Genomic DNA, 9843 nt, shown 5'->3' with positions numbered 1-9843 from the left:
TCGATCGTCCGCCGAGGACGCAAGCCATCGTGACCACGACCGAGTCGCGGTAGCCGCCATCTGCGCGCGGCCGACCGGTGGGGCGCCTCAGGCGGGCTGCCCAGCGGTGTCGATGTCGCGGAGGCGGTCCAGCTCGGCGCGGTACATCGCCTGCAGGCGGTCGTTGTGCCGGACCAGCAGCATGACCTCCTCGACGCTGTAGCCCTCGATGAGCTGCTCCGCCCGCTCGGCGAACCGCTCGTACGGCCGCTCCAGCTCGGCGACCCGCTCCGGCCGCAGGGTGACGATCACCCGGCGCCGGTCCGCCGGATCGCGCTCGGCCGTCACGTAGCCCGCCTGCTGCAGCCGGCGGAGCATGCTGGTCACCGCCCCGGTGGTGAGATTGGTCCGCTCGGCGACCTGCCCCGCGGTGGCGGATCCGACGTCCGCCAGGTAGTCCAGGCACTCCAGGTCGCTGACGGTGAGGCCGAGCCGCTCCGCGATGGCGTACCGGAAGACCATCGACAGGCGCGACGTCTCCCTGCCGGCGCGCATCAGGTCGGCGATCGCGGACGCGCGGGTCGGCTCGTGGGGCATGCCCGCAATCATGCCTCCGGCACGGTGACCCGGTGCAACCGAGGTAACACGCGGGTCAGCACCCAGTGCGGTGCGGCCGCGCTCCCGGTGAGGCGGCGCATCAGTCCGGCGGCGGTGTCGACGGCGCGGAAGGCGTAGGGCACCATCTCGTCCTGGTAGCGGGCGATGGCCTCCTCCACCGACATGCCGCCCGCCCGGGCCTCGACCAGCTGCTGGCCGAGCAGGGCGGCGTCGCGCAGTGCGGTGTTGCCGCCCTGCGCGCCGAACGGCGGCATGGCGTGTACGGCGTCGCCCATCATCGTGGCCCGGGGCACCGTCCACTGGCGTGGGCGCCGGCCGGTGGCGAAGACGTTGAGCACCGTGGCGTCGAGCTCGGACGAGGTGACCAGCCGCCGGATGAGCGGGTGGAAGTCCGTACTCTTCTGGGCGGCCAGTTCCCACAGCGCCCGCAGGTCCTCGCGGATCTCGGTGGGCACCTCCTCCTGCCGCAGCAGCAACCCCCACATGACGTAGTCGTCGCCGGTGGGCGCGTAGCTGCCCGGGGCCAGCCGCGCGAACGCCTGCGGCGGGCGCTCGCCGAACCGCATGGAGGTGAAGAAGAATGCCCGGCCCGGCCGGTCGGCGATGGCCAGGACCCCACTGGTACGCAGCGCGTCCGGGATGACGCTGACGCCGTCGGGCCGCAGCAGCGTCCGGCCGTAGATGCCCACCATCGGGGTTCTGGTCGGGTTCGCGTCCGGCATGAGTTGCGGGCGCAGCGCCGAGCCGACGCCGTCCGCGCCCACCACGACGGTCGCCGCGGCGACCGTGCCGTCGGAGAACCGTAGCCGCAGCTTCGCCCCGCCGCTGTCCACCGCGACGGCGGCTTTGCCGTAGTGGATGCGCCCGTCCAGCCCGGACTGCAGGATCGACCGCAGGGTCAGCCGATCGACCTGGCGGGTCGCGTGCTGCTGCTCGTCCTTGAAGTGGATGGTGAAGGCGTCCCGCAGCCGGGCGTCGGTGAAGCGCAGGTGCCCGCCGGGCTCGTCGCCGGTGGCCAGCGCCAGGCGGTACAGCGGGCGGGGCAGGCTCTCGCGCAGCGCCGCCAGCCCGTGCCGGTCGAGGATGATCCGGTAGCCCTGCCGCCGGACGAAGGGTCCCGGGTCCCGCTCGTAGACGTGCACGTCGACGCCGGCGCGCCGCAGGTACTGGGCGAGGCAGAGGCCGGAGAGGCCGGCCCCGGCGATCGCCACGGAGAAGTCAGTCGATATGCCCATACGATTATCTTAACGACTAAGATGATTAGAGCAAGGCGGCGCCCGCACCGGTACAGGACGCGATGATGGCGGCGTGGTTACCCGGCCGCTGCCCTGGCGTACCGGCGGGCGAGTTCGGCGAAGGCGGCCCTGAGTTCCGCCGGCTGGATGACCTCGATGTCGGCGCCGTAGCGGCCGAGGGCGGCGGCCAGGCTGGTCCAGGACCAGGAGCCCAGTTCGAGCTTGCAGCGGTCGGGGCCGAGGTCTTCGATCGACCCGTCGCGGGTGTAGGTGGCGACGACAGCGGCGGGAAGGTGGAGGATCACCTCGCCGACGCACGGCCAGTCCGAGGCTGTCTCGGAGCCGCGGAACCGGCCGGCGACGAAGGTGGCCACGTCAGGGGCGGGTAGCTGCCGCGGGGTGAAACGCGGCCCGGTCGGGGTACGCGGGTTGATGCGGTCGGCGCGGTAGGTGCGCCAGTCGCCGCGGTCGAGGTCCCAGGCGACGAGATACCAGCGTCCGTTCCAGGTGATGAGGTGGTGGGGTTCCACCCGGCGCGGTGCGTCGGCGTGCGGCGCGGCGCCGGCTGGGGCGTAGTCGAACCGCAGTACCTCGCGGGCCTGCACGGCGGCCCCGACGGCCGTCAGCACCGCTGTGCTGACCGGTTCCTCCGGTCGGGTGGTGGGTTGTTCGACGACGGTGATCCGCATCATGTCGAGGCGGTGCCGGAGCCGGGCGGGCATCACCTGCCGGAGGGTGGTCAGCGCCCGGGCCGCGCCCTCCTGGACGCCTGCGCCGGAGCCGGTGACGAGTTGGAGGGCGACCGCGATGGCGATGGCCTGGTCGTCGTCGAAGAGCAGCGGGGGCAGCTGGGCTCCGGCGTCGAGCCGGTACCCGCCGTCCGGGCCTTTCACGGTCCGGATCGGGTAGCCGAGTTCGCGCAGCCGATCGACGTCGCGCCGCACGGTACGCAGGCTGATCTCCAGGCGGTCGGCCAGCGCCGTGCCGGACCAGTCGCGGCGGGCCTGCAGCAGCGACAGTAGGGCCAGAAGTCGGGCAGAGGTCTTCGGCACGGATCCGATTCTGCCTGGCATAGGTGACACTCCCTGGCACTTACTGCTGCGAAGGTTCACCTGCGCCGGTCACCGGCATCATTCCGATCGATGAGGAGTCACCCGCATGGCCATCTCCACCACGACCCACCTGAACTTCCACGGCGACGCGCGCGCGGCCCTGGAGTTCTACCAGGCTGTGTTCGGCGGTCGGCTCACGGTCGTCGCGTACGGCGACTTCGGCATGCCGAAGGAACTGCCCGACGCCGACAAGGTCGTCTTCGGTCAGGTCACGGCCGACAACGGCTTCCGCATCATGGCCTACGACGTGCCGGGCCAGGCCGCTGCCACCGCCGCTCCGGCCGCCACCACCCGGGAGAACGGCATGACGGTGACCGGGGAGCGGTTCTTCGTCTCCGTCCGGGGCGACAACGCCGAGGAGGTCGGCGCGCTCTGGGACAAGCTCGCCGACGGCGCCGAGGTGATCGAGAAGTACGGCCCGTCGCAGTGGGCTCCGGGGTTCGGGATGCTCAAGGATCGCTTCGGTGTCACCTGGATCCTCGACGTCGCCGCCCCGTACGCCGGCTGAACCGCGTCGACCCGTCGAGCGAACAGCTACGACAGCCTTTGCAGCGGGCCGGTAGGGGGAGCCGTCAGGGCGGCGAAGTGTGCGACCAGGCGGCTCACCTCTTCCGGATCCCCGCAGCACGACGCCGACTTCGAGGTTGTCGGAGAGCGCCCGGTCGATGAGGTTGGCGCTGCTGACCAGCGCGGTGTGGGTTGTCGGCTTTACGACGACGCCGCACTGCCCGCCGGGAGCGACGTCCAGTGGCTCGTCAACCTCGTCGGGTAGGAGCTGACTCGGGCCGGACAGGCTGGCTACCGAGGCTCCGGCGCGGACCTGCTGGAGTCGGTCTTCTCCGGACATCCGGATCGGCTGCTGCGCCCGCACACGGTCGAGGGCGTGTGGCGGGACGCCGAGCTCATTCTGCTCCGCACCGACGGCTTCGCTCGGCTGGTCACCGACTACGGGAAGTACGACCAGTGGGTCGATCTTGTGGCGGACGCGCGGGAGCGGGGAATGGCGTACCTGGAGAAGCTGATCCGTGACGTCGAGAGCGACCCGCCCGACGGGGTGACCCGGTTCAAGCGGGCCGACGACGTGGTGGCGGTCCTGCTCACTCGTGATCCCGGATAGGAGCCCTGTTCGCATGACCGACCGGCCGCCGTACCTGGTTGAGCGCAACACCGGCTACTTCGAGTACCAGCTTCCGATCTCGGTCAAGCTGGTGGTCGACTACCACGGCGCAGTTCCGCTGCTACGCAACGAGCGCGACGAGTGGGAGCTTCCCGGCGGCAAGCTGGAGGTTGGCGAGTCGCCCGAGGAGGGCGTCTGCCGGGAGGTCGCCGAGGAACTCGGGCTGACCATCACCGCGACATCTCCGAACGTGCCGAGGAGATCATCCGCAGCGAGACTACTTGACCTCGGATAACCCGCATCGCGACCTTGTCGAGGAAGCGTCGCAGGTGGGGGTCGAAGCGGGTGGGGTCGGCTGAGCGGAGTTGCTCCAGTGACCACCACCGGGCCTCGCGGAACTCGCCGTGGTTCGGGACGAGCGGGACGTCCGGGTCGACGATGACCGGAAACCAGAGGCTCACGTCCGTGTGCCCGGCCATCGCTCTGACAGTGGGAGTGACGGTCAGAAAGGCGGGCCGGAAGGTGGTGGCCGGACCGACCGCGACGCCCAACTCCTCATGGAGTTCGCGGCGGGCGGTCGCCGCCGGGTGCTCGTCGGGATCGACGTGACCGCCGGGCGGCAGCCACAACCCGGCCTTGAGATGATCGACCAGAAGGAGAGCGCCGTCGGTCGGATCCACTGGTACGACGTACGACACGAGGTGTTGTGGTGGCTCGGCCGGCTTGGCGCGCCGGTAGACGTCGTCGGTGGACTCCAGCCAGCGCCGGGCCGCGGACCGGTGCTCGGCCTCAAGCTGGTCTCCTGGTAGCAGGCCGGTGACCAGTTCATGTACTGCCGCGACCGAGGAACGCATCCGCTCATCATCGCAGTCAGGGCCGCCCCGTGGCGGCTGCTGGCGGCCTCAGCCTTGTCGTGGCGTTATACGGTGATCCAAGTCCTCGAATATTGAGGGACGCTGTGCATGAGGGCGTGGGTGATCATGTTCTGGTTCGCGGTTGTGGCTGTCTACGGCTACGTGATCGTCCTGTCGTGGTGGGCGATGCGGGTGCAGCGCAACGCGGCCATGGCGCCTCATCACCCCCCCGCGATCATCCCGCGATGCAGCACGCTGTCGAGCGAAACGTGCACCGGGACATCGTCCGGGTCCTTGTGACCTCGCTCCTTACCCGGATCATCCAGTTGTCCGGCGAGGTCACGCCCTGGCTGGTCGTTCCGCTGACGATCGTGGTGGCACTGCTGACGGTGCGGGTGCTGACCTGGGTGTGGCGGATGGCCAGCGAGGATCTCCACAACTGGAACATCGTGTCGCTCAACCGGCTGAAGACGACCGTCCTGCTCGTGTGCGCCGCCGCACTCCTGCTCGACCAGGTGTGGCGCGTCGTGACCCTCTTCTGGTTCTGAACCTCGGCTACACCGGTGGAGATCGTCGCCGTGGTCCGCCGCGACTACCAGTTCCATCGTCAGCGGCGTGGCCGTTCGGGCTGAACGCAGCCATGACGGTGGTGTCCTCACACCGATGTGACCGGGTGCTCGTGCGTTGAACGTAGTGGTGAGAGCAGCGCGGGTAGGAACGCGGCGGTCATCCCGGCCGCACCGATCCAGAGCACGGCTGGTGCGCCGAGCAGCCCACCGAGTAGTCCGCCGAGCAGGCCCGCGATCGGCATGCTGCCCCACTGGACGAAGCGAACGGTGGCGCTCATCCGGCCGAGCAGCCGGTCCGGTGTGGCGTTCTGTTGCAGGCCCACCTGCGCGATCAGCCGAAACACCCCACCCGTGGAGAGTAGGGCAAGGCCGGCGACGGCGAGCCAGAGCGGCCAGCCCGCCCGGGCCAGCGGCATCAGGCCGGCGGCGGGCGCCGTACACAATGGGGCCAGCCAGACGGTCGGACCGGGACCGATCCAGGCGATCACCCGGCGGGCCAGTAGTGCGCCGGTGAACCCGCCGCAAGCCATCACGGAGAGCACCAGGCCGATGCCGAACGAGCCCAGGCCCAGGTGCCGCGCGAGAAACACCAAGAGCATCGTCTGGTACATGATGAGGAAGAGGCTGAAGATGCCATCGGTGAACAGCATCGGCCGCAGCAGCGGGTGGTCGAGCACGAACCGCAACCCTTCGGCGACCTCCCGCGCCAGATGCCGATCGGCGGCGGCCGGTGGCCGGGGTTCCGGCTTGCGGATCCGCAGCACCCCCAGCGCGGAGAGCAACATCCCGGCCGAGCTGGCGACCAACGTCAACGGCGCGCCCAGCCAGGCGACCAGCGGCCCGGCCACACCGGGACCGCTGATGCTGACGGCGGAACGGACGGCCGCGATCTTCGCGTTGCCCTCGATCAGGTGCTCCCGCCCGACCAACGCAGGCAGGTAGCTGGTGTAGCCGACCTCGAACAGGACGGTCAACAGACCGTGGGCGAGCGCGACCCCGAACAGCAGCCAGATCGTCAGGGCGTCCGCCCACCAGGCCAGCGGTACGACCAACAGCAGCGCTGCCCGCGCCAGATCCGTGTTGACCATGACCGGGCGCTTGCGCCAGCGGTCGACCCAGGCGCCGGCCGGCAGGCCGATCAGTAACGATCCCGCCGTCGTCATCGCAGTCAGGACGCCCACCTCGAACTCGTTCGCGTCCAGCCAGACGATCGCCACCAGTGGCAACGCGAGGAACACAAACCGGTCGGAGAGCTGACCGGCCACGGTCGCACCGAAGAAACGGCGGAAATCGGGCTCGCGGAGCAGACCAAGCCGAGACGAGGGAGACATGCTCCCATGAAACCTTGTCTCGACTTCGAGACCCCGCGAGCCAGACCACCCAACGGGCTCAACACACCCTGCACGTCCTCGAAGGCGATGCCGCCGAAGGCAGGAGTAGGTCAAACACCGGCGCCACCGCGCCGACGAGAGACTCGCCAAGTTCAGGAGCGCCACCCGGGACCGTTCGACTGAACGACCGAAATCACGGCTGATGCGGACGGGCTCAGGGTTGGAGTGCGACGGCTCGTAGGGCGACGTCAATCGAGGCGTGAAGGTCTTCGCGGCTCGCGCCGGCGGCGGCGTGGACGGCGTGGCCCTCGCTGAGCGCCATCACGAACCGTGCCAATGCCCGGGCGTCCACGCCGTCCGGGAGGTCTCCCTCCTTCGCCGCGCGGGAGAGTCGTTCCTCGAGGGCGGACTCGGTGGCGGCCCGGCCGGCGGCCAGCATCTCGGAGATGCGGCTGTTCTCCGGCGAGCAGGCCAGGCCGCCCTGGATGGAGAGGCAGCCCGCAGGGTGATCATCGGCGGTGAGGCCGTCGGCGCTGGAGCGGAGAAAAGCTTCAATCGCGGCGTACGCGGTGGGCTGTTCTAGTGCGGCGCGAGCGCTGGTCACCTGGGTCTCGTGGTAACGGGCGAAGGCGCGCTGGAACAGTTGTTCCTTGCTGCCGAACGTGGCGTACAGGCTGGGCCGGTTGATGCCCATCGCCCGGGTGAGGACGCTCAGCGAGGCGCCCTCGTAGCCGTGGCGCCAGAAGACCTCGGCGGCGCGGCCGAGGACCGTCTCCTCGTCAAAGGCCCGAGGTCGTCCCGTGGTGGGCAGCTCAGTGCTCATGGCCTAAGCCTACCGCTCGGTACAGAACGTGACCCGGCTCACCGACCGATCAGTACAAAACCTGTTACGGTGGCTTCCGAACCGAACGGTACAAAAGGTCGCCCCCATACCTGGAGAAGGCGCATGACCATCACACTGATCACCGGCGGGAACAAGGGCATCGGTTTCGAGACCGCCAAGCAGCTCCTTGACCTGGGCCACATCGTGTACATCGGCGCCCGCGACGTTGAGCGGGGCAAACAGGCCGCGGCGGCGCTGGGCGCACGATTCGTGCAGCTCGACGTCACCGATGACGCGTCGGTGATCGACGCGCTGGCAACCATCGACTCGGAGGAGGGCCGACTCGACGTACTGGTGAACAACGCCGGCATCCTCGGAGCCGGAGTCATCGACGGACCGACGGCCCTGCGCGTGTTCGACACCAACGCGGTGGGGATCGTCCGAGTCACGGAGGCGGCCCTGCCCCTGCTGCGGAAGTCCGCAAACCCGACCGTGGTCACGCTGTCAAGCAGCATGGGATCCTTCTGGGCGGTGACCAATCCCGACCGGCCGGAGTTCGCCATGCCGCTCGCGCTCTACGCGGCGTCCAAGTCAGCAGCCACCATGCTCACCGTCCAGTACGCCAAGGCCCACCCGGGCATCAAGTTCAACGCACTCGAACCCGGCACCACCGCCACTGACATGACCGCCGCCTACGGCGTCGGCAGGCCGGTGACGGACAGCGCCAAGACCGTCGTACGCCTGGCCACGCTCGGCCCGGACGGCCCGACCGGAACCTTCACCGACGAATTCGGGGAGCTGAGCTGGTAGGCGTAGCCGAGGTCCCGGTCAGCCTCAGCGGGGGTCGCGAGTACCCGTTGGTCCTCGGCTGGCGGTGCGCGCTCCCAGTCCTCGATGAGCGAGGTCACCCGGCCGCAGCCCGAGTTCGGTGCGGAGGGTTGCCAGGGGGATGGGCTGCTCGCCCGCTTCGATGCGGGCCAGGGCCTCGCAGGCGGCGGCGACATCGGCGTCCTCGGCGCGTTCGATCTTCCCGGGCGGCAAGGACTCGGTGGGTTGATAGGAGGTCACATCGGTACCGGTTCGAAGGTGGATCGGGTTGCGGTGTAGATGAAAGGGCCGGGCTGATCGAGGCACTTGGTGATGTCCCGCCAGCGGCACATCACCACCTCAAGCTGGCTGAAGGTGTTTGTTGCGTCGGCTCCGGTGAGCGCGACCATCCGCGCGTTGTTCTCCCGGACGGCGGCGATCTCGCGGGGACGGCTGCGGATCTTCCTGTCCCTGGTGATGATCAGCCAGTCCTGCTTCGACACGATGGGGATCCAGACATCGTCCAGCGTCGCCACATCGCTCACGACACACGGCGGCCTGACCCGCTTGTGGACCTCCCCGCCGGGATCGCCGGGGTAGGTGACGTCTGGGCGGATCCCCGACAGCAGGATCCCGAGGCCGCGGATGTCGGCGTCGAAGTAGAAGCGGACATCCGCGGGTTTGGCCCGGGTCACGCCGCCGAGCTGCTGGCGCGGACCGAGTACTCGTACGCAAGAGCCCAGGCGACATCGCTCGGTTCCAGGGCGTACATCTCGGCGATGGCCTCGTCGTCCTCGCCCGCGTCGTGTTGCTCGCCGATGACGTCGGTGCTCACTCCCTTGATCGACGGTTTGCCGAAGCGCATGTCCGGCTGTATCCGGACGGGTGACTCGGGGTTGGCGTCCGGGCTGTAGCCGACCGCGATGTTGTCAGCCCAGTCGACGCGCCGGTTGAAGGCGTCGGCCGGGGTGGTGAGCATGAGTTGATCGGCGGCCACGGTGACCATCCAGTAGTCCACGCCCAGCCTGGCGGTGGTCTGCGCGTCGTAGACAAGGTTCCGGCCAGAGACGAAGGGGCGCCGGTCGGCCAGGGGATACGGGACGCCGAAGCCTTCCCGGAGCAGTTCGATGAACTTCCGCAGCTCCGGCATCGGGACCTTGTGGGTCTGGCGGTATTCCCGAAGGAAGCCGGCTTCGACGAACTCGGCCCAGGTCACGGTACGGCTGCCGCGCGCCCTGTCGCGCAAGATCGGCTTGTAGTGCCGCTGGCCGCGCTGTGATCCTTCGAGCCAGTAGTGCAGCGTCGACTGGCGGACCCGCAGCAGCCGGGCAGCCTCGGCCTCGGTGTACATCTCGCGGTCCAGGACGCTGGTCATGGCGCCATTCTGACATCCCGCAC

General features: G+C 69.3%; 12 protein-coding genes and 1 pseudogene. 5 read left to right on the top strand and 8 right to left on the bottom strand.

Going from position 1 to position 9843, the window contains the following annotated elements; genetic code table 11:
• Nucleotides 1–87 precede the first annotated feature (87 nt).
• The 3 genes from O7627_RS27000 to O7627_RS26990 form a co-directional block, all read right to left on the bottom strand.
• The gene (locus O7627_RS27000; protein WP_278096276.1) at nucleotides 88–576 is read right to left on the bottom strand and encodes a MarR family transcriptional regulator; all 489 of its coding nucleotides are present in this window, start codon (nucleotides 574–576) and stop codon (nucleotides 88–90) included.
• Between the two features lie 8 nt (nucleotides 577–584).
• Nucleotides 585–1832 (bottom strand): NAD(P)/FAD-dependent oxidoreductase, encoded by a 1248-nt coding sequence (locus O7627_RS26995; RefSeq protein ID WP_278096275.1) that lies wholly within the window; start codon nucleotides 1830–1832, stop codon nucleotides 585–587.
• Between the two features lie 77 nt (nucleotides 1833–1909).
• On the bottom strand, nucleotides 1910–2884 hold the full coding sequence (locus tag O7627_RS26990) for a WYL domain-containing protein (protein WP_278096274.1): 975 nt from the start codon (nucleotides 2882–2884) through the stop codon (nucleotides 1910–1912).
• 106 nt (nucleotides 2885–2990) lie between these two features.
• Here O7627_RS26990 and O7627_RS26985 point away from each other — a divergent pair, with 106 nt between their 5' ends.
• The 3 genes and pseudogenes from O7627_RS26985 to O7627_RS26975 all read left to right on the top strand — a co-directional run.
• Nucleotides 2991–3452, top strand: coding sequence for a VOC family protein (locus tag O7627_RS26985; RefSeq protein WP_278096273.1), 462 nt, complete (start codon nucleotides 2991–2993; stop codon nucleotides 3450–3452).
• A 375-nt stretch (nucleotides 3453–3827) separates the two neighbouring features.
• On the top strand, nucleotides 3828–4061 hold the full coding sequence (locus tag O7627_RS26980; protein WP_278096272.1) for a hypothetical protein: 234 nt from the start codon (nucleotides 3828–3830) through the stop codon (nucleotides 4059–4061).
• 13 nt (nucleotides 4062–4074) lie between these two features.
• Nucleotides 4075–4293: pseudogene (locus O7627_RS26975) on the top strand (NUDIX domain-containing protein); the annotation flags it as partial.
• On the opposite strand, the gene O7627_RS26970 reads toward O7627_RS26975, so the two are convergent.
• Nucleotides 4292–4915, bottom strand: coding sequence for an NUDIX domain-containing protein (locus O7627_RS26970; protein ID WP_278096271.1), 624 nt, complete (start codon nucleotides 4913–4915; stop codon nucleotides 4292–4294). The pseudogene O7627_RS26975 and the gene O7627_RS26970 overlap by 2 nt on opposite strands.
• A gap of 245 nt (nucleotides 4916–5160) precedes the next feature.
• Between O7627_RS26970 and O7627_RS26965 the strand changes: the two genes are divergently transcribed.
• Nucleotides 5161–5463: a hypothetical protein gene (locus O7627_RS26965; RefSeq protein WP_278096270.1), complete on the top strand. Its 303-nt coding sequence runs from the start codon at nucleotides 5161–5163 to the stop codon at nucleotides 5461–5463.
• Nucleotides 5464–5570: 107 nt separating this feature from the next.
• On the opposite strand, the gene O7627_RS26960 is transcribed toward O7627_RS26965, so the two are convergent.
• Nucleotides 5571–6815: an MFS transporter gene (locus O7627_RS26960; protein WP_278096269.1), complete on the bottom strand. Its 1245-nt coding sequence runs from the start codon at nucleotides 6813–6815 to the stop codon at nucleotides 5571–5573.
• A 214-nt stretch (nucleotides 6816–7029) separates the two neighbouring features.
• Nucleotides 7030–7638 (bottom strand): TetR/AcrR family transcriptional regulator, encoded by a 609-nt coding sequence (locus O7627_RS26955; RefSeq protein WP_278096268.1) that lies wholly within the window; start codon nucleotides 7636–7638, stop codon nucleotides 7030–7032.
• Nucleotides 7639–7761: 123 nt separating this feature from the next.
• Here O7627_RS26955 and O7627_RS26950 point away from each other — a divergent pair, with 123 nt between their 5' ends.
• On the top strand, nucleotides 7762–8448 hold the full coding sequence (locus O7627_RS26950) for an SDR family NAD(P)-dependent oxidoreductase (protein WP_278096267.1): 687 nt from the start codon (nucleotides 7762–7764) through the stop codon (nucleotides 8446–8448).
• A gap of 254 nt (nucleotides 8449–8702) precedes the next feature.
• Here O7627_RS26950 and O7627_RS26945 read toward each other — a convergent pair whose 3' ends face one another.
• Together O7627_RS26945 and O7627_RS26940 are read right to left on the bottom strand one after the other, a co-directional pair.
• Complete coding sequence (locus tag O7627_RS26945) at nucleotides 8703–9140, bottom strand: hypothetical protein (protein ID WP_278096266.1); 438 nt, start codon at nucleotides 9138–9140, stop codon at nucleotides 8703–8705.
• Nucleotides 9137–9820 (bottom strand): DUF433 domain-containing protein, encoded by a 684-nt coding sequence (locus O7627_RS26940; protein WP_278096265.1) that lies wholly within the window; start codon nucleotides 9818–9820, stop codon nucleotides 9137–9139. The genes O7627_RS26945 and O7627_RS26940 overlap by 4 nt, the downstream gene beginning before the upstream one ends.
• Nucleotides 9821–9843 lie beyond the last annotated feature (23 nt).

It is taken from the genome of Solwaraspora sp. WMMD1047, assembly GCF_029626155.1.
GTDB lineage: Bacteria > Actinomycetota > Actinomycetes > Mycobacteriales > Micromonosporaceae > WMMD1047.
Note: the sequence above shows the minus strand (reverse complement) of the source record. Positions and strands in the feature narration are given on the sequence as shown.